The following is an 18,705-nucleotide window of genomic DNA, read 5'->3' as shown; positions in this document are numbered from 1 at the left end:
CGTGGTAGGGCCTGCGCTGGCCCGTGAATACCACAACTCCCATCACCATTCAGGAGCAGCTATGAAGCGCAGCAAGGCCCTGAAGGCCGCGGACGCCCAGGTCGACCGCGAGCGCCTTTACGCCCCCCTCGAGGCCATCCGCCTCGCCAAGGCGACCAGCACCAGCAAGTTCGACGGCACCGTCGAGGTCGCCATGCGTCTGGGTGTCGACCCGCGCAAGGCCGACCAGATGGTCCGCAGCACCGTGATCCTCCCGCACGGCACCGGTAAGACCGCTCGGGTCCTGGTCTTCGCGACCGGCGAGCGTGCCGAGGCCGCGCGTGCTGCGGGTGCCGACATCGTCGGTGCCGACGAGCTCATCGACGAGGTCGCCAAGGGCAAGCTGGACTTCGACGCCGTCGTCGCCACCCCGGACCTCATGGGCAAGGTCGGCCGCCTCGGCCGCGTGCTCGGTCCCCGTGGCCTGATGCCGAACCCGAAGACCGGCACCGTCACCCCCGATGTCGCCAAGGCTGTCAACGACATCAAGGGCGGCAAGATCGAGTTCCGCGTCGACAAGCACTCGAACCTGCACTTCATCATCGGTAAGGCCTCCTTCACCGACGAGCAGCTGGTCGAGAACTACGCCGCCGCGCTGGACGAGGTGCTCCGCGCCAAGCCGTCCGCCGCCAAGGGCCGCTACATCAAGAAGACCGCGTTCTCGACCACCATCGGCCCCGGCATCCTGGTGGACCCGAACCGCACCCGCAACCTCCTCGTCGAGGAGGACCCGGCCGCGGTCTGATCGCAGCTGTCGTCCGTACGGCGGGCCCGTACCCCCTTCGCCGGGGGTGCGGGCCCGCCGTCGTTTCCCGATCGATACCCCCGGCGGGGCGAACCGGTGCGCGGTCCGTCGTACGCTCGCCCGGTCCGCCCGCGTGCTCCCGCCCAGGGGGCCGCCGCCGTCCGACCGCCGGGGAGTGCCGTGCCCGCCCTTCGTCCCGCCGCCAAGGGGGCGGCCCTGCTGCTGCTCGCCGCCGGCCTGACCGCGTGCAGCGTGCTGGCCGTGTCCGGCGACCGGACCCCGATCAGCGACCGCCCCACCCAGCGTCCGCCCCGGCAGGTGCTGCTCTCCGCCTCCCAGCGGCTGGACGACAGCGGCGGGGCCCGGGTGCAGGTGGTCCAGGAGGGCCCGGCCGGGCGGCGCGGCGCCGACGGGACGCTGTCCTGGGGCGCCCGCGACGCGGTCGAGCTGACCGTCACCGACGAGCTGGGCACCGGGCGGCTGCGCGGCCAGGACGGCTCGCTGGAGCTGGACCACCCGGGAGCGGCGCCCAGGACGGCGGACCGGGGCCGGGCGGAGTCGCTGGACCCGCGGGCGGCGGCCGCCCCGGCCGGGTCGACCGGGTGGGTCGGCGGCTGGATCACCGGAGTGCTGTCCAACCCGGGCGGACCGGCGCACACGATGGCGCTGGCCGGCCGGCTCACCCCGCTCGGCGGCGAGCAGCTGAACGGCGAGACGGTCGCGCACTACCGGGGCACCGCCTCGCCGGCGGACTACTTCGGCGCCGAGGAGGGGCTGAGCCCGGCGCGGCTGACCGAGGTGCTCGGCTACTACGAGCGCAACGGGGTCGGGGCGCTCGAGTACGACTTCTGGGTGGCCCCCGGGGACCGGCTGCTGCGGGTGCGGTCCACCGTGCGCGGCACGGCCGGCGCGGTGGTGACCACGACGGACATCGCCGAGGGCGCCGAGCCCGCCGCCGATCCGTCCGCGGAGCCGGCCGCCGGGCCGTCCGGCGGCCCGTCCTCCGGCGCCCCGTCCGGTCCGTCCGGAACGCCCTCCGCCAGGCCGGCGCCGTAGGGAGCTCCCGGGTCGGAACGAGGGCCGTGCGGCCGAGTGGCGGGGGGTGCCACCGGGTCGCGCGGGCCCGGGTGGCAAGGTGGGCGGGAGCGGACGCTCCGGCCTGTGCGGTCGTCGGGTGTGAACGGATCGGACGGACCGATCGGACGGGGAGGCGTGGATGGCGGTGCGGCAGCGGTTGGCGGCGGTGGTCGCCGTCGCGGTGCTGGCGGCCGGACCGGCCGGGTGCAGCTCGGCCGGCGGCCCGGGGCCGTCCCCGTCGCCGAGCGCGCCCGGCGAGGCCACCCCGACGCCCAGCAGCGCCTCGCCGACCTGGCCGGCCAAGCCGACCGACCGCTCCCCGCACGGGGTGCTGCTCTCCTCCCAGCTGGCCATGCAGACCGCCCGCCGGGCCAAGGTGAGCTACCGGCTGGGCGCGGACGCCGGCTCCGGGCCGCTGTTCTGGCAGCCGAAGACCGCGCTCCAGGTCAAACGTTCCACCCCGGCCGCGGCCGAGCAGCTGATCGTCGTCGACACCGTCGCCTACGAGGGCGGCGACGCGGCCGCCGCCGCCCGGCAGGGCGGGAGGCACTGGGAGCGGTTCGCCGGTCCGCAGGGGCCGGACGGGCACCGGGAGATCCCGTACGCCGGGCTGATCGACCTGCTCAACCCGGTGGTGGCGCTGGCCGCCGCGACCGCCGACGGGATCACCGCCCAGTACGTCGGCGAGGAGCGGTTCGAGGACTCCACGGTCGAGCACTACCGGGTGGCCACCGACGCGGCCCGCTACGCGGCGGCGCAGACCCAGCTCACCCCGGCGCGCCGGGAGGGGCTGCGGACCGCGCTGGCGCCCGGCGGCTCGGCCTCGCTGACCCTGGACCTCTGGCTGAACGACAAGGACCAGCTGGTCCGGATGGAGCGGACCGGGACGGGGGACGGCGGCGGCCGGCTGGACGACTCGGTGGTCTACACCGAGCCCGGCGGCTCGCTCTCGGTGCAGGCCCCGGCGGAGGCGGACACCGTGGACACCGGCACCCGCAGCGTCTCCCCGCTGGCCCGCTGAACCGGCTCGCCGGGGCGCGGACCGGGGGCGATTTGCCCCGGACGGCGGCGTCCGGCTACTGTGGCGGAAGCCAAAGACCGCTGGTTGTCGCGGTGCCCCCGTCAGGGAGCGCGCGACCGAAGGACCCGCGCTTCGCGCGCGGGCAGCCCGCGCAGGACTGTTTGGAGCTTTGACCTCCGGGTCGCGTGCCTCGCACGTGGATCCGTCGAGTTCACGCCGAGCCCCGTGCGCCTGCGCACCGGGGCTCATCTGCTTTTCCGCAGGGGCTTTCCTCCGTCCAGTGGTTCGCGGCGCGAATGGTCGACTCTCGCGGTCGGCCCGACTTCGACATCACGGAAGGAGGCGTAAGCCTATGGCTAGGCCCGACAAGGCTGCTGCCGTCGCCGAGATCACGGAGCTTTTCCGTGGCTCGAACGCGGCCGTGCTGACCGAGTACCGCGGTCTCACGGTGAAGCAGGTCAAGACCCTGCGTCGCTCCCTGGGTGACAACGCCCAGTACGCCGTGGTGAAGAACACGCTGACCAAGATCGCGGCCAATGAGGTCGGGATCACGGAGCTCGACGACCTGTTCGCCGGTCCGACGGCTGTCGCCTTCGTCACCGGTGACCCGGTGGAGTCGGCGAAGGCTCTGCGTGACTTCGCCAAGGAGAACCCCGCTCTCGTCATCAAGGGCGGTGTCCTTGACGGTAAGGCGCTGTCCGCCGACGAGATCAAGCAGCTCGCGGACCTCGAGTCCCGCGAGGTGCTGCTCGCCAAGCTGGCGGGTGCCCTGAAGGCCAAGCAGTCCCAGGCTGCCGCGCTCTTCCAGGCGCTCCCGTCGAAGCTCGTCCGCACCGTGGACGCGCTGCGCGACAAGGTCGAGCAGGGCGGTGCCGGTACGCCGGCTCCCGCCGCCGAGGAGACCGCGGCCGAGTAATCGGCCGGGGCCACGCCTCGCTGCGGGCCCGTACGCCCGCCAATCCGTACATCCGGCACCACCTGCCGATTTAGTGGAAGGACGCCAATCATGGCGAAGCTGTCCCAGGACGAGCTGCTCGCGCAGTTCGAGGAGCTCACCCTCATCGAGCTGGCCGCGTTCGTGAAGGCCTTCGAGGAGAAGTTCGACGTCACCGCCGCCGCCCCGGTCGCCGTTGCCGCCGCCGGCGTTGCCGGCCCGGCCGCCGAGGCCGCTGAGGAGCAGGACGAGTTCGACGTCATCCTCGACGGTGCCGGCGACAAGAAGATCCAGGTCATCAAGGAGGTGCGCACCCTGACCTCCCTCGGCCTGAAGGAGGCCAAGGACCTCGTTGACACCGCCGGTGCCAAGGTCCTGGAGAAGGTTGCCAAGGACGTTGCCGAGAAGGCCAAGGCTGCCCTCGAGGCCGCTGGCGCCAAGGTCACCGTCAAGTGACTCCCGGCCCCCTCTGAGGGGGCTGCGGGGCCGGGCCGATCACCCTTGCGGGTGGTCGGCCCGGCCTTTTTCGCATCCCCGTGCGGACGGCCGGCCGGCGACGGGACACACCGGTGTGGCCGAACGCCCACTCGGCACTGTCGGTGCGGGCGGGTATGGTGATCGCTGTCATCGGGTGAGGCCCCGACCACGGCTTCTGTAACGCCGGGGCGGTCCGGCGCGATGAAGGGGTCGAGGCCCGCGCCGGAGGCGGGCCCTTGACGAACCCGGCGGCGCGCGCGATTCTCAAGGCGCGAGTCGACCCGGTTGGTCCTCCGTCGGATGCATAACCGGCGGCTCCGGCGGGAAGTGACTCCACGTGAGTCGTGGGGCCCGGCGAGTCCGGGCCGGTGCAGTACCCGGAGGGCGTTCGCGCCCGACGGCTACCGGGAGGAGTCTCCGATTCGGTCTCCGAATCAGAGCTGGACAGCAGTGTCGCCTTTGGCTACACTGTCCCTTTGCGCTGCCTGTTAGCTGCTCCGTGACTCGTCGCCCGGAGTTTGCGTTGCCCCGAAGGGGTCTGGCACCACCTCCGCAAAGCGGCTCTGACCTCGGGTTTCGACCTCGGCAGAGGCCAGTGGCGAGGGAGGCGGGACCAAGCCCGTGAAGGCCCGGCTGGTACGCGCGTAGTGAGCTCCGAGCCCTCGGAAGGACCCCCCTCTTGGCCGCGCCGCGCAACGCCTCGAACAATTCCGCCGCATCCACCGCCCCGCTCCGCGTCTCCTTCGCGAAGATCAAGGAGCCCCTCGAGGTCCCGAACCTCCTGGCCCTGCAGACCGAGAGCTTTGACTGGCTGCTCGGCAACGCGGCCTGGAAGACCCGGGTCGAGAAGGCGCTGGAGAACGGTCTGGACGTCCCCACCAAGTCCGGTCTGGAGGAGATCTTCGAGGAGATCTCGCCGATCGAGGACTTCAGCGGGTCGATGTCCCTGACCTTCCGCGACCACCGTTTCGAGCCGCCGAAGAACTCCATTGACGAGTGCAAGGACCGCGACTTCACGTTCGCGGCCCCGCTCTTCGTCACGGCCGAGTTCACCAACAACGAGACCGGTGAGATCAAGTCTCAGACGGTCTTCATGGGCGACTTCCCGCTCATGACCCACAAGGGCACGTTCGTGATCAACGGCACCGAGCGTGTCGTCGTGTCGCAGCTCGTCCGTTCCCCGGGTGTGTACTTCGACTCCACCCTGGACAAGGTCTCCGACAAGGACATCTACTCCTGCAAGGTCATCCCCTCGCGTGGTGCCTGGCTGGAGATGGAGATCGACAAGCGCGACATGGTCGGCGTCCGCATCGACCGCAAGCGCAAGCAGTCCGTCACCGTGCTGCTCAAGGCGCTCGGCTGGACCAACGAGATGATTCTCGAGGAGTTCGGCGAGTACGAGTCGATGCGCGCCACCCTGGAGAAGGACCACACCCAGGGCCAGGACGACGCGCTGCTGGACATCTACCGCAAGCTGCGCCCGGGCGAGCCGCCGACGCGCGAGGCCGCGCAGACGCTGCTGGAGAACCTGTACTTCAACCCGAAGCGCTACGACCTCGCCAAGGTCGGCCGCTACAAGGTGAACCGCAAGCTCGGCAACGCCGAGTCGCTGGACTCCGGTGTGCTCACCGAGCCCGACATCATCAACGCGATCAAGTACCTGGTCAAGCTGCACGCCGGCGAGGTCGACTGGCGTGACGAGACCGGCCGCGACATCGTGGTCGAGGTCGACGACATCGACCACTTCGGCAACCGCCGCCTGCGCAACGTGGGCGAGCTCATCCAGAACCAGGTCCGTACGGGTCTCGCCCGTATGGAGCGCGTCGTGCGCGAGCGCATGACCACCCAGGACGTCGAGGCGATCACGCCGCAGACCCTGATCAACATCCGGCCGGTCGTCGCCTCCATCAAGGAGTTCTTCGGCACCAGCCAGCTGTCGCAGTTCATGGACCAGACGAACCCGCTGTCGGGCCTGACCCACAAGCGCCGTCTGTCCGCCCTCGGCCCCGGCGGTCTCTCCCGTGAGCGCGCCGGCTTCGAGGTCCGTGACGTGCACCCCTCGCACTACGGCCGCATGTGTCCGATCGAGACCCCGGAAGGCCCGAACATCGGTCTGATCGGGTCGCTGGCCTCGTACGGCCGGGTCAACGCCTTCGGCTTCATCGAGACCCCGTACCGCAAGGTCGTCGAGGGTGTCGTCACCGAGCAGGTCGACTACCTCACGGCCGACGAGGAGGACCGCTACGTCATCGCGCAGGCCAACGCCCCGCTGACGGCGGAGCTGACCTTCGCCGAGCCGCGCGTCCTGGTCCGCCGCCGCGGCGGCGAGATCGACTACATCCCGGGCACCGAGATCGACTACATGGACGTCTCGCCGCGCCAGATGGTGTCGGTCGCGACCGCCATGATCCCCTTCCTCGAGCACGACGACGCCAACCGCGCGCTCATGGGCTCGAACATGATGCGCCAGGCGGTGCCGCTGCTGAAGAGCGAGGCCCCGCTGGTCGGCACCGGCATGGAGTACCGCTGCGCCGTCGACGCCGCGGACGTCATCACCGCCGAGAAGCCGGGTGTCGTCCAGGAGGTCTCGGCCGACTACGTCACCGTGGCCAACGACGACGGCACGTACACCACGTACCGCGCCGCCAAGTTCACCCGCTCCAACCAGGGCACCGCCTTCAACCAGAAGGTGCTCGTGGACGAGGGCGCCCGGGTGGAGGTCAACCAGGTGCTGGCCGACGGCCCCTGCACCGACGAGGGCGAGATGGCCCTCGGCAAGAACCTCCTCGTGGCGTTCATGTCGTGGGAGGGCCACAACTACGAGGACGCGATCATCCTGTCGCAGCGCCTCGTGCAGGACGACGTGCTCTCCTCGATCCACATCGAGGAGCACGAGGTCGACGCCCGTGACACCAAGCTCGGCCCCGAGGAGATCACCCGGGACATCCCGAACGTCTCCGAGGAGGTCCTCGCGGACCTCGACGAGCGCGGCATCATCCGCATCGGCGCCGACGTCGTCACCGGCGACATCCTGGTCGGCAAGGTCACCCCGAAGGGCGAGACCGAGCTGACCCCGGAGGAGCGCCTGCTCCGCGCGATCTTCGGCGAGAAGGCCCGTGAGGTCCGCGACACCTCGCTGAAGGTCCCGCACGGTGAGTCCGGCAAGGTCATCGGCGTGCGCGTGTTCGACCGCGAGGAGGGCGACGAGCTCCCCCCGGGTGTCAACCAGCTGGTCCGCGTCTACGTGGCCCAGAAGCGCAAGATCACCAACGGTGACAAGCTCGCCGGCCGCCACGGCAACAAGGGCGTCATCTCCAAGATCCTGCCGGTCGAGGACATGCCGTTCCTGGAGGACGGCACCCCGGTCGACATCATCCTCAACCCGCTGGGCGTCCCGTCCCGAATGAACCCGGGACAGGTCCTGGAGATCCACCTCGGCTGGCTCTCCAAGCAGGGCTGGGACGTCTCCGGCCTCGCCGACGAGTGGGCCAAGCGCCTCCAGGCGATCGGCGCCGACAAGGTCGAGGGCGGCACCAACCTGGCCACCCCGGTGTTCGACGGCGCCCGCGAGGACGAGATCACCGGTCTGCTGGACCACACCACCCTCACCCGTGACGGTGAGCGCCTGGTGAACTCCACCGGTAAGGCGCGGCTGTTCGACGGCCGCTCCGGCGAGCCGTTCCCGATGCCCGTCTCGGTCGGCTACATGTACATCCTCAAGCTGCACCACCTGGTCGACGACAAGCTGCACGCCCGCTCGACCGGCCCGTACTCGATGATCACCCAGCAGCCGCTCGGTGGTAAGGCGCAGTTCGGTGGTCAGCGCTTCGGTGAGATGGAGGTGTGGGCCCTTGAGGCATACGGCGCGGCCTACGCGCTGCAGGAGCTCCTCACCATCAAGTCCGACGACGTCCTCGGCCGCGTGAAGGTCTACGAGGCCATCGTCAAGGGCGAGAACATCCCCGAGCCCGGCATTCCCGAGTCCTTCAAGGTCCTCATCAAGGAAATGCAGTCGCTCTGCCTCAACGTGGAGGTGCTGTCCTCGGACGGCCAGTCCATCGAGATGCGGGACTCCGACGAGGACGTCTTCCGCGCCGCCGAGGAGCTCGGCATCGACCTGTCCCGGCGCGAGCCGAGCAGCGTCGAAGAGGTCTGACGGAGGTGGGGCCGGCTGCCCACTGAGCAGCCGGCCCGCCCCCAGGCCCCCCTCAGACCACACGAACGACTCTCGACTTACGAAAGAGGGCTTGACGACCAGTGCTTGACGTCAACTTCTTCGACGAGCTCCGCATCGGCCTGGCCACCGCCGACGACATCCGCCAGTGGTCGCACGGCGAGGTCAAGAAGCCGGAGACCATCAACTACCGCACCCTGAAGCCCGAAAAGGACGGCCTCTTCTGCGAGAAGATCTTCGGCCCCACCCGGGACTGGGAGTGCTACTGCGGTAAGTACAAGCGCGTCCGCTTCAAGGGCATCATCTGCGAGCGCTGCGGCGTCGAGGTGACCCGCGCCAAGGTGCGCCGTGAGCGGATGGGCCACATCGAGCTGGCCGCCCCGGTCACCCACATCTGGTACTTCAAGGGTGTGCCGTCCCGCCTCGGCTACCTGCTCGACCTGGCGCCGAAGGACCTCGAAAAGGTCATCTACTTCGCCGCCTACATGATCACCTGGGTCGACGACGAGCGCCGCCAGCGCGACCTGCCGTCCCTGGAGGCGCACGTCTCGGTCGAGCGCCAGCAGATCGAGAACCGCCGCGACTCCGACCTCGAAGGCCGCGCCAAGAAGGCCGAGACCGACCTGGCCGAGCTGGAGGCCGAGGGCGCCAAGGCCGACGTGCGCCGCAAGGTGCGCGAGGGCGCCGAGCGCGAGATGAAGCAGCTGCGCGACCGCGCGCAGCGCGAGCTCGACCGCCTCGACGAGGTGTGGGCCCGCTTCAAGAACCTCAAGGTCCAGGACCTCGAGGGCGACGAGCTGCTCTACCGCGAGCTGCGCGACCGCTTCGGCACCTACTTCTCCGGCTCGATGGGCGCGGCGGCCCTCAAGGACCGCCTTGAGACCTTCGACCTGGCCGAGGAGTCCGAGCGCCTGCGCGAGATCATCCGCACCGGCAAGGGCCAGAAGAAGACCCGTGCGCTCAAGCGCCTCAAGGTCGTCTCCGCGTTCCTGCAGACCACCAACAAGCCCAACGGCATGGTGCTGGACTGCGTCCCGGTCATCCCGCCGGACCTGCGTCCGATGGTGCAGCTGGACGGTGGCCGCTTCGCGACCTCCGACCTGAACGACCTGTACCGCCGTGTCATCAACCGCAACAACCGCCTGAAGCGGCTTCTCGACCTCGGCGCGCCCGAGATCATCGTGAACAACGAGAAGCGCATGCTCCAGGAGGCCGTCGACGCGCTGTTCGACAACGGCCGCCGCGGCCGTCCGGTCACCGGTCCGGGCAACCGCCCGCTGAAGTCCCTGAGCGACATGCTCAAGGGCAAGCAGGGTCGTTTCCGCCAGAACCTGCTCGGCAAGCGCGTCGACTACTCGGCCCGTTCGGTCATCGTCGTCGGCCCGCAGCTCAAGCTGCACCAGTGCGGTCTGCCCAAGGCCATGGCGCTGGAGCTCTTCAAGCCGTTCGTGATGAAGCGCCTGGTCGACCTGAACCACGCGCAGAACATCAAGTCGGCCAAGCGCATGGTCGAGCGCGCCCGCCCGGTCGTGTGGGACGTCCTCGAAGAGGTCATCGCCGAGCACCCGGTGCTGCTGAACCGTGCGCCCACCCTGCACCGCCTCGGCATCCAGGCCTTCGAGCCGCAGCTGGTCGAGGGCAAGGCCATCCAGATCCACCCGCTCGTCTGCACCGCGTTCAACGCGGACTTCGACGGTGACCAGATGGCCGTCCACCTGCCGCTCTCCGCGGAGGCGCAGGCCGAGGCCCGCATCCTGATGCTGTCCTCGAACAACATCCTGAAGCCGGCCGACGGTCGCCCCGTCACCATGCCGACCCAGGACATGGTGCTCGGTCTGTTCTTCCTGACCTCGGACCGCGACAACGTGAAGGGCGCCGGCCGCACCTTCTCGTCGACCGCCGAGGCGATCATGGCCTTCGACGCCCGCGAGCTGGACGTCCAGGCCCCGATCGAGCTGCGCCTGCCCATCGGCACCGTCCCGCCCCGCGGCTGGACCCCGCCGCTGGACGAGGACGGCCAGTCGTCGTGGTTCGAGGGCGAGTCCTTCCGCCTGAAGACCACCCTGGGCCGCGCGCTCTTCAACGAGCTGCTGCCCGAGGACTACCCGTTCGTCGACTACGAGGTGGGCAAGAAGCAGCTCTCCGCGATCGTCAACGACCTGGCCGAGCGCTACCCCAAGGTCACCGTCGCGGCGACCCTGGACAACCTGAAGGCGTCCGGCTTCCACTGGTCGACCCGTTCGGGTGTCACCGTCTCGATCTCGGACGTCATCGTCCCGCCGAGCAAGCCCCAGATCCTGGAGGGCTTCGAGGCGAAGGCGGAGAAGGTCCAGAAGCAGTACGAGCGCGGTCTGATCACCAACGACGAGCGCAAGCAGGAGCTCGTCGGCATCTGGACCCAGGCGACCAACGAGGTCGCGGACGCCATGGCCGCGAACTTCCCGAAGACCAACCCGATCTTCATGATGGTCGACTCGGGCGCTCGTGGAAACATGATGCAGATGCGCCAGATCGCCGGTATGCGCGGTCTGGTGTCCAACGCGAAGAACGAGACCATCCCGCGGCCCATCAAGGCGTCGTTCCGTGAGGGTCTCTCCGTGCTGGAGTACTTCATCTCCACCCACGGTGCCCGTAAGGGTCTCGCGGACACCGCCCTCCGTACCGCCGACTCCGGCTACCTCACCCGTCGTCTGGTCGACGTCTCCCAGGACGTCATCATTCGCGAGGAGGACTGCGGCACCGAGCGCGGCCTGAAGCTGGCGATCGGCTCCGTGGGCGCCGACGGCGTGCTGCGCAAGGCCGACGACGTCGAGACCAGCGTCTACGCCCGCATGCTCGCCGAGGACATCACCGTCGACGGCAAGCTGCTGGCCACGGCCAACACCGACCTCGGTGACGTGCTGATCGACGAGCTGATCCGCCACGGCATCAGCGAGGTCAAGACCCGCTCGATCCTGACCTGTGAGTCGGCCGTCGGCACCTGTGCCTTCTGCTACGGCCGCTCGCTGGCCACCGGCAAGCTGGTCGACATCGGTGAGGCGGTCGGCATCATCGCCGCCCAGTCCATCGGTGAGCCCGGTACCCAGCTGACCATGCGTACCTTCCACACCGGTGGTGTGGCCGGTGACGACATCACCCAGGGTCTGCCGCGTGTCGTCGAGCTCTTCGAGGCCCGTACCCCCAAGGGTGTGGCCCCGATCTCGGAGGCCCAGGGCCGGGTCCGCATCGAGGACACCGAGAAGACCCGCAAGATCGTCGTCACCCCGGACGACGGCACCGACGAGATCGCCTACCCGGTCTCCAAGCGTGTCAAGCTCCTGGTGAGCGAGGGCGAGGCGGTCGAGGTCGGCCAGAAGCTGACCATGGGTGCCACCAACCCGCACGACGTCCTGCGCATCATGGGCCAGCGCGCCGTCCAGATCCACCTGGTCGCCGAGGTCCAGAAGGTCTACAACTCGCAGGGCGTGTCGATCCACGACAAGCACATCGAGATCATCATCCGGCAGATGCTCCGCCGCGTGACGATCATCGAGTCGGGCGACGCCGAGCTGCTCCCGGGCGAGCTCGTCGAGCGCGGCCGCTTCGAGCAGGAGAACCGTCGCGTGGTCTCCGAGGGCGGTCACCCCGCCTCCGGCCGTCCGCAGCTGATGGGTATCACCAAGGCCTCGCTGGCCACCGAGTCCTGGCTGTCGGCCGCGTCCTTCCAGGAGACGACCCGGGTCCTCACCGACGCGGCGATCCACGCCAAGTCGGACCCGCTGCTGGGCCTCAAGGAGAACGTCATCCTCGGTAAGCTCATCCCGGCCGGTACGGGTCTGCCCCGCTACCGCAACATCCGGGTCGAGCCGACCGAGGAGGCCAAGGCCGCCATGTACTCGGCCGTCGGCTACGACGACTACGACCTGTCGCCCTTCGGCGCCGGCTCCGGCCAGGCGGTCCCGCTGGACGACTACGACTACGGCCCGTACACCGGCTGAGTCGGACGGTTCCCGTCCGCAGGGCGGCCACCCCTTCCCGGGGTGGCCGCCCTGCGGCATTTCCCGGCGGAACGGAGCCGATTAGGGATTCCGGCGGAAGTCGCGTAGAGTCGTGTTCACCGACGCGGGGTGGAGCAGCTCGGTAGCTCGCTGGGCTCATAACCCAGAGGTCGCAGGTTCAAATCCTGTCCCCGCTACTGCATCGAAGGGCCCGGAGGCTTCAAGCCTCCGGGCCCTTCGGGGTTCCCGGGCCCGGTGGCCGCTCCGTCGCGCGGGGGAGGGCGGGAAGCCGCCACGGTACGCGGTGATCACCCCGTACGCGGTGGCCGACCGGGCGGCGGGCCGGCCGGGCGGGGCGCGTCGATTTATCGGTGGCGGGGGGACCGTGCGGGGCCGTACCGTCCGGGGCATGAACGCGAAGCGCCCGCTGATCGCCGTACTCACCGGCGCCGGGATCTCCACCGACTCAGGAATCCCCGACTACCGCGGCCCCAACGGGCTCTGGCAGCGCGACCCGGACGCGCAGCGGCTGGTCACCATCGGCCCGTACCTGGAGGACCCCGAGGTCCGCCGCAGGGCCTGGCGGATGCGCGCCGAGACGGGGGCGTCGGCCGCCGAGCCGAACGCCGGGCACCGGGCGCTGGTCGGCCTGGAGCGCTCCGGGCTGCCGGTGCGGGTGCTCACCCAGAACGTCGACGGGCTGCATCAGCGGGCCGGGCAGACACCCCGCAAGGTACTCGAACTCCACGGCACCGCACGGGAGGTGCAGTGCGTGGAGTGCCGGGTGGTGGGCCCGATGGAGGAGGCGCTGGAGCGGGTCGCGGCGGGCGAGCCGGATCCGCCGTGCCGGGCCTGCGGCGGGATCCTGCGGCCGCGCACCGTGATGTTCGGCGAGAACCTGGACCCGGAGGTGCTGCAGCAGGCGGACGCGATCAGCAAGGCCTGCGAGCTGTTCATCGCCGTCGGCACCAGCCTGCAGGTCTTCCCGGTGGCCGCGCTGCCGTACAACGCGGTGAAGACCGGCTCCCGGTTGATCATCGTCAACGGCGAGCCGACGCCGTTCGACGAGGCCGCCGAGGAGGTCGTCCGCGAGCCGATCTCCACCGCCCTGCCGGCCCTGGTCCGCCGGCTGGTCGCCCGGTACGTCTGAGCCGGCCGCGGCCGCTCCCGGGTGCGGCGGATCCGCCGGTGAATCGCCGGGCGCGTTCCGAACTCGCCACTCCCGGTGGCCGGTTCTGCGCTACGCTGCCGCGCGGGGCGGCGTGGCCGGGTTCCGGCCACCGGGGGAGGCCGCACGGGCGGACGCGCCCGCGCGCCGCACCGGCCACGGGCTTCCCCCGCTCCGCGGTGGCGCGTACGAAGGAGCCCTCATGACCTCAGGCCGACTGCTGGACCGCCATGCGATCGGGGGCGAGCTGCGGACCTTGGCGGATCGGCCCGGGCTGGCGCACCGTCAGGAGGAGCTCAGGGAGCTGGGGTTGGTGCTCTCGGGCGCCGGCGACCTCGACCGGTGGGCCGAACTCGACCTGGTGCACAGTTTCGTCCGGCCGGAGAGCGTGCGGGCCGCGGTGCGCCCGCGCCCCGAGCCGAGGTTCTGGGCCTGGGCCGAAGTCGCCCTGGGCGCCCTGGTGTTCGTTCCGCTGCTGGTCACCTGGGCCGGGCTGATGCAGGCCACCAGCGCCTACCGGGCGCTGATCGGCGCGGACGCCGGGCAGGCCGCGCGCCCGTTCCTGCAGCTGTGGCAGACCGGCTTCGAGGGCCGGCTGCCCAGCTGGGCCACCTTCGGCGACGTCGCCCTGTCCGCCACCCTGTTCATCGCGCTGCTGCTGGCGCTCTCCGTCGCGCACGGTGTGCGCCGGGCCGGCACCGAGCGCCGCGAGGCGGCGGCCGAGGGCGAGGCGGAGGACCTGCTGGCGGAACTGGCGCCGGTGCTCACCCGCGCCCAGCTGGTGCTGAACGAGCGCCGCCGGTCCGGCCCGCAGCGCTTCGCGGCGGAGCTGACCGGTGCGGCGGAGACCCTGGAGCGGCTCGGCCGGCAGGCCGCCGACACCCAGCGCGAGCTGGGCGAGGCGGCACTGGCCGTCGAGCGCTCGGTCGCCGGGGCCGAACAGCGGCTCGCCGAGGCGGGCACGGCGGTCGACCCGCTGCGCCGGGCCGTCGACGGGGTGGAGAAGGCGGTCGACGGGATCGGCCGGGCCGTCGACGGGGTCGGCCGGGCGGTGCGGGACAGCGGGGACCGGCTCGCCGAGACGGTCCGGGACGGCGCGGCGGCCACCGGCGACCTCGTCCACCGCGGCGGGGAGCGGGTCGCCGAGGCGGCCGAGCTGGTCCGGCGGGCCACCGACCGGGTGGGGGCCGAACTCGCCGGTGCGGGCGAGCGGGTGGAGGAGGCGGTGCTCGACCTGGCGGTCGCCCAGCGCGGGTTCACCACCGGCGCGGAGACCGTGGCCGACGTCAACGGGCAGGTGCTGGAGCGGCTCGACGGGCTGACCCGGGAGGTCGCGGCGCTGGCCGACCGGGTCGCCGCGGCGGCCTCGGCGGCCACCGCGGCGGCGGCGCGCCTGGAGGCGTCCGGGGTGGGCGGGCAGCGCGCCGAGTCGGGCACCGTCCTGGTGAAGACGGTCTCCGGGCCCGGGCCCGACAGCGGCGCCGCCCGGTTCCGGGACAGCGAGGCGGCCGCCCCCGGCGCGGCCGCCGTGGTGGACGACCGGACGCTGCTGGAACTGGACGAGGTGCCGGTGCAGGGGCAGGGCCGATGAGGGGCCGGTTCCGGACGGCGCGGCCGCGGGCCCGGGGCGTGCACCTGGCCGGCTGGCTGTTCGCCGACATGCTGCTCGTGCTCGCCCTGGTCGCGATGGGCGACCAGGGCGACCCGGTGGCCGCCGAGCGGGCCGCCGCCGCCGAGCCCACCGCCACCCCGAGCGCGAGCGCCACCGCCGGGCCCGGCAGCACGCCCACCCCGACCGGGCCGCGCGGCGTCGAGCACGACCCGGTCACCGTCGACGTCGGCGGGGACGCCTCGGACACGGCCGGCCTGACCGCGCAGATCCGGGCGGCCACCGAGCGGTACACCGGACGGCAGGCCGCCGTAGTCCTCACCTTCGGCAGCAACCGAGACCCGGGCCTCGGCCAGGCCTACGCCCACGCCGTCAACGGCCTGCTCGCGCAGGCCCGTCCGGAGATGTTCCGGGGCACCACCACCCGGGACTTCATCTCGCTCGCGGACAACCCCCGGCACGCCTCGCTGGAGATCTACTTCTACACCGGCTGATGCCTGATGACCTGCCAATCGAAGGAGAAGTGCAGTGCAGATCCTCCCGTTCTATGCCGTGTGTGACGAGTCGGGGTCGATGAGCGCCGACATCGACACCCTCAACAAGGCCCTGTTCGATCTCCACCAGGAGATCAGCACCAACCCGACCATCGCCGACAAGACCCGGTTCGGGCTGATCGGCTTCTCCACCGACGCCCACGAGCTGCAGCCGCTGGTCGACCTGAGCGACCTCGACGAGCTGCCCGCCCTGGAGGCCTCCGGCCTCACCTCCTTCGGCCAGGCCTTCCGGCTGCTCCGCCAGGCGATCGAGCGGGACGTGCAGGCGCTGAAGGCGGACGGCCACGACGTCTACCGCCCGGTGGTCTTCTTCCTCTCCGACGGCATGCCGACCGACGACGACTGGGAGCAGCCCTACCAGGACCTGCTGGCCGCCGCGTTCCGGCCGCACATCATCGCCTTCGGCATGACGGGCGCCGACCGGAGCGTGATCGCGCAGGTCGCGACGTTCAAGGCGTTCATGCAGGACGAGGGCACGGCGAACCCGGCGGTCGCGCTGCGGGAGTTCGCGGCCAGCCTGACCCGCTCGATCGTCCGCTCGGTGAGCGGGGCGACCGAGGCCGGCCAGGGGATGAGCCTGCAGGTCGACGACCACGTGCCCGGGTTCACCTCCGTCTCGCTCGACAAGCTCTGAGGCCGGGGCGCCGGATGAACGCGTACGACAACCAGCTGCCGGGCGGCCGCGCGCCGGAGCCCGGACCGGAGCACGCGCGGACCCGCAAGGGCGACCCGATCGACCTCGCGGCCTCGGTGTACGAGCACGGCTGGGGCCCGGAGCCGGTGGCGAAGGCCCCCGCCGAGGCGCCCGCCGAAGGGCCGGCCGAGGTGCCGGTCGAGGCGGCGCGGACCGTGGTGTCCGGGCCGGTGGTTCCGGAGGGGTTCGTGCCGCGCCCGATCGGCCCGGGGCCGTCCGCGGTCCGCGAGCCGTGGAGCGCCGACGCCCCGGCGCTGGTCCCGCCCGCGGCCGAGGCCGTCACCGCCCCCGGGGCCGGGCCGGTCGTCCGCCCGGCCTCGTTCCGGGAGTCCGGCCCGCTGACGCACGTCGGCCGCAAGCCCCCGACCTACCCGGCCGAGCCGACCGACATCCCCGCCGTCTCCGGCGGCGACCTCTTCGGCGCCCTGCTGCCCGACACCGTGGTGGACGGCGGACGGTTCGGCCCGGTCACCGTCCGCGCGGCCTCCGTCCGCGGCGACGGCCACCGCTACGCGGCCGAGTGCCGCCAGGACACCGCGCTGGTCGTCCGCACCGGCGAGCTGCTGCTGGTCGCGGTGGCCGACGGCGTCGGCTCCCAGTCGCACTCCCACCACGGCTCCCACGGGATCGTCCGGCTGCTGACCCGGCAGGTCGCGCAGAAGGCCGAGACCCTGCTGGCCTTCCTGCGCTCCGGCGCCGAACTCGACTTCGCCAGCCTGATGAGCCGGCTCGTCGCGACGGCGGCCGGCGACCTCGCCCGGGAGGCCGAGCGGGCGGGCCTCCCGCCGAAGTCCCACTCGACGACGCTGCGGGCCCTGCTGGTACCGGCCGACCCGGCCGTCCCGTTCCGCGGCTTCGTCTCGGTCGGCGACGGCGGCCTGCTGCGCCTGCGCGAGGACGGCTGGCAGAACCTCGAAGCGCCCGAGGCCGACGAGGGCGGTGCGCTGATCAGCACCCGGACCGACTGCCTCCCCGAGGCGTACGAGCACGTCCGGGCCCGGCTGATCGCCGACACCCGGCCCGGCGACCTGCTGGTGCTCTGCACCGACGGGCTCGCGCTCCCGCTGCTCAAGGAGCCCGAGCTGCAGCGCTGGCTCGGCGAACGCTGGGGCCGGGAGGCGCCCGGCCTGGCCGAGTTCCTCTGGCAGACCCAGGTCCGGGTGCGCAGCTACGACGACGACCGCTCGGTCGTCTGCCTCTGGGAGGCCGCGCCGTGACCGGAGCGGACATCGCCACCGCGCTGGCCGGCGGCGGGGACGCCCTGCTGGCGCTGCTGCCGGTCGGTGCCGAGGCGGGCCGGGGCGGCCAGGGCCTGGTGCAGCGCCTCGACGGCTACCCCGGCCTGCTGTTCAAGCGCTACCTGGAGGCCGGCCGGGTCAACGGCGCGGCCCTGGCCGAGCTGGTCGGCCTGCGGCTCGCGCTGCCGCAGGCCGACCGGGACCGGCTGGACGCCCAGGCCGCCTGGCCGCTCTGCCGGGTGCTGGACGGCCCGCGCTGCGTCGGCTTCCTGATGCGGGAGGCCCCGCCGGCGATGACCTGGCGGACGGCCGCCGGCGCGCGCAAGCTCACCGAGGCGCAGTACCTGCTCTACCCGGAGAAGACCGCCACCCAGGGCATCGTCCGCCCGGACCCGGAGCAGCGGTCGGCCCTGCTGCTGGAGCTGGTCGGGCTGATCGACCGGCTGCACCGCTGGGGGCTGGTGATCGGGGACCTCTCGCACGCCAACGTGCTCTGGACGGTGCGGCCCGAGCCGGCGGTGCACCTGCTGGACTGCGACGGCATCCGCCGGGTCGGGGCCTCCCCGGTGCTGGAGCAGGCGGACACGCCCAACTGGGCGGACCCGCGCTCCCCGCACGGCAGCGCCGCCTCCGTGGACAGCGACCGCTACAAGGCGGCGCTGCTGATCGGCCGGACCCTGGCGCAGGACCCGTACGTGGCGCCGGGCACGCCGTTGGAGCCGCTGCCGGGGGTGCTGACGGACCGGCAGCTGGCGGCGGTCCGGCGGGTCTGGGAGCAGGCGGCCGGCCCGTACGGGAGCCGGCCGGACCTGACCGCCTGGCTGCTGGCGCTCGGCGGCCGGGGCAGCATCCCGCTCGCGCCGGGCCACGCCCCGCCGCGCCAGGCCCGGCCGGTGGACGAGCGGCTCTTCGACGGCCGGGCGGCCCGGGGCAGCATCCGGTTGCAGCGGCCCGACTGACGGGGGCGGGGGCCGGATGGAGTGCATGCGTACGATGAT

The 18,705-nt window shown here is 71.8% G+C and carries 13 protein-coding genes and 1 tRNA gene; all 14 read left to right on the top strand.

The annotated features are described in order from the left end of the window. The first annotated feature begins 61 nt into the window (after positions 1-61). The 14 genes from rplA to ACFC0B_RS14705 all read left to right on the top strand — a co-directional run bounded on the left by rplA (position 62) and on the right by ACFC0B_RS14705 (position 18,666). Positions 62-784 carry a 50S ribosomal protein L1 gene (gene rplA / locus ACFC0B_RS14770; protein WP_045939618.1) on the top strand — a complete coding sequence of 241 codons (723 nt, stop codon included), beginning with the start codon at positions 62-64 and terminating at the stop codon, positions 782-784. A gap of 180 nt (positions 785-964) precedes the next feature. Continuing rightward, positions 965-1,840, top strand: coding sequence for a hypothetical protein (locus tag ACFC0B_RS14765; RefSeq protein WP_376086188.1), 876 nt, complete (start codon positions 965-967; stop codon positions 1,838-1,840). 160 nt (positions 1,841-2,000) lie between these two features. After that, on the top strand, positions 2,001-2,882 hold the full coding sequence (locus ACFC0B_RS14760; RefSeq protein WP_376086187.1) for a hypothetical protein: 882 nt from the start codon (positions 2,001-2,003) through the stop codon (positions 2,880-2,882). Positions 2,883-3,234: 352 nt separating this feature from the next. Further along, a complete protein-coding gene (gene rplJ, locus ACFC0B_RS14755) occupies positions 3,235-3,798 on the top strand; it encodes a 50S ribosomal protein L10 (protein WP_376086186.1) in 564 nt (187 codons plus the stop codon). A gap of 90 nt (positions 3,799-3,888) precedes the next feature. Further along, positions 3,889-4,272 (top strand): 50S ribosomal protein L7/L12, encoded by a 384-nt coding sequence (gene rplL / locus ACFC0B_RS14750; RefSeq protein ID WP_376086185.1) that lies wholly within the window; start codon positions 3,889-3,891, stop codon positions 4,270-4,272. A 700-nt stretch (positions 4,273-4,972) separates the two neighbouring features. After that, on the top strand, positions 4,973-8,449 hold the full coding sequence (gene rpoB / locus ACFC0B_RS14745; protein ID WP_376086184.1) for a DNA-directed RNA polymerase subunit beta: 3,477 nt from the start codon (positions 4,973-4,975) through the stop codon (positions 8,447-8,449). A 101-nt stretch (positions 8,450-8,550) separates the two neighbouring features. Further along, positions 8,551-12,444 (top strand): DNA-directed RNA polymerase subunit beta', encoded by a 3,894-nt coding sequence (locus ACFC0B_RS14740; protein ID WP_376086183.1) that lies wholly within the window; start codon positions 8,551-8,553, stop codon positions 12,442-12,444. Positions 12,445-12,567: 123 nt separating this feature from the next. Further along, positions 12,568-12,641 (top strand) — tRNA-Met (locus tag ACFC0B_RS14735). 212 nt (positions 12,642-12,853) lie between these two features. Further along, complete coding sequence (locus tag ACFC0B_RS14730; RefSeq protein WP_376086182.1) at positions 12,854-13,594, top strand: NAD-dependent deacetylase; 741 nt, start codon at positions 12,854-12,856, stop codon at positions 13,592-13,594. Between the two features lie 220 nt (positions 13,595-13,814). Beyond that, complete coding sequence (locus tag ACFC0B_RS14725; RefSeq protein ID WP_376086181.1) at positions 13,815-15,203, top strand: methyl-accepting chemotaxis protein; 1,389 nt, start codon at positions 13,815-13,817, stop codon at positions 15,201-15,203. Further along, on the top strand, positions 15,200-15,715 hold the full coding sequence (locus ACFC0B_RS14720) for a hypothetical protein (protein WP_376086180.1): 516 nt from the start codon (positions 15,200-15,202) through the stop codon (positions 15,713-15,715). Before ACFC0B_RS14725 ends, ACFC0B_RS14720 begins: the two co-directional genes overlap by 4 nt. A 34-nt stretch (positions 15,716-15,749) precedes the next feature. After that, a complete protein-coding gene (locus tag ACFC0B_RS14715; RefSeq protein WP_376086179.1) occupies positions 15,750-16,409 on the top strand; it encodes a VWA domain-containing protein in 660 nt (219 codons plus the stop codon). 14 nt (positions 16,410-16,423) lie between these two features. After that, entirely contained in the window at positions 16,424-17,686 is a 1,263-nt protein-coding gene (locus tag ACFC0B_RS14710; protein ID WP_376086178.1) for a protein phosphatase 2C domain-containing protein, read from the top strand. Further along, positions 17,683-18,666, top strand: a complete 984-nt coding sequence (locus tag ACFC0B_RS14705) for a hypothetical protein (RefSeq protein WP_376086177.1) — start codon at positions 17,683-17,685, stop codon at positions 18,664-18,666. Before ACFC0B_RS14710 ends, ACFC0B_RS14705 begins: the two co-directional genes overlap by 4 nt. Positions 18,667-18,705: the final 39 nt, after the last annotated feature.

It is taken from the genome of Kitasatospora sp. NPDC056184 (assembly GCF_042268405.1).
GTDB lineage: Bacteria > Actinomycetota > Actinomycetes > Streptomycetales > Streptomycetaceae > Kitasatospora.
Note: the sequence above shows the minus strand (reverse complement) of the source record. Positions and strands in the feature narration are given on the sequence as shown.

What these genes read in the sequence shown, in the direction of transcription:
- rplA (WP_045939618.1), top strand. Translation starts at nt 62, where the DNA reads ATGAAGCGCAGCAAGGCCCTGAAGGCCGCGGACGCCCAGGTCGACCGC.
- ACFC0B_RS14760 (WP_376086187.1), top strand. Translation starts at nt 2,001, where the DNA reads ATGGCGGTGCGGCAGCGGTTGGCGGCGGTGGTCGCCGTCGCGGTGCTG.
- rplJ (WP_376086186.1), top strand. Translation starts at nt 3,235, where the DNA reads ATGGCTAGGCCCGACAAGGCTGCTGCCGTCGCCGAGATCACGGAGCTT.
- rplL (WP_376086185.1), top strand. Translation starts at nt 3,889, where the DNA reads ATGGCGAAGCTGTCCCAGGACGAGCTGCTCGCGCAGTTCGAGGAGCTC.
- ACFC0B_RS14730 (WP_376086182.1), top strand. Translation starts at nt 12,854, where the DNA reads ATGAACGCGAAGCGCCCGCTGATCGCCGTACTCACCGGCGCCGGGATC.
- ACFC0B_RS14725 (WP_376086181.1), top strand. Translation starts at nt 13,815, where the DNA reads ATGACCTCAGGCCGACTGCTGGACCGCCATGCGATCGGGGGCGAGCTG.
- ACFC0B_RS14720 (WP_376086180.1), top strand. Translation starts at nt 15,200, where the DNA reads ATGAGGGGCCGGTTCCGGACGGCGCGGCCGCGGGCCCGGGGCGTGCAC.
- ACFC0B_RS14710 (WP_376086178.1), top strand. Translation starts at nt 16,424, where the DNA reads ATGAACGCGTACGACAACCAGCTGCCGGGCGGCCGCGCGCCGGAGCCC.